Genomic DNA, 404 nt, shown 5'->3' on the forward strand with positions numbered 1-404 from the left:
GCCGTCGTCACCGGCCCGGCCGGCGAAGAGATCCACTGCGACGAATACGGCCGGGTGAAGGTGCAGTTCTTCTGGGACCGCGAAGGCCAGGCCGACGACAAGACCAGCTGCTGGCTGCGCGTCAGCTCCAGCTGGGCCGGCGATCGCTACGGCGCCATCACCATCCCGCGCATCGGCATGGAAGTGCTGGTCACCTTCCTCGAAGGCGACCCCGACCAGCCGCTGGTCACCGGCTGCCTGTACCACGCCGAGCACGTGGTGCCCTACGACCTGCCGGCGAACAAGACCCGCAGCGTGTTCAAGACCCTGAGCAGCCCCGGTGGTGGCGGCTACAACGAACTGCGCATCGAGGACCGCAAGGGCGCCGAGCAGATCTACGTCCACGCCCAGCGCGACTGGGACGA

Annotated in this window: 1 protein-coding gene; it reads left to right on the plus strand. The window is 68.1% G+C overall.

Going from position 1 to position 404, the window contains the following annotated elements; genetic code table 11:
* On the plus strand, positions 1-404 hold a 404-nt coding region (gene tssI / locus E4487_RS24175; RefSeq protein ID WP_175254567.1), incomplete at both ends, for a type VI secretion system tip protein TssI/VgrG.

The organism is Pseudomonas sp. BMW13 (genome assembly GCF_013357275.1).
In the GTDB taxonomy this organism is placed as follows: domain Bacteria; phylum Pseudomonadota; class Gammaproteobacteria; order Pseudomonadales; family Pseudomonadaceae; genus Aquipseudomonas; species Aquipseudomonas khazarica.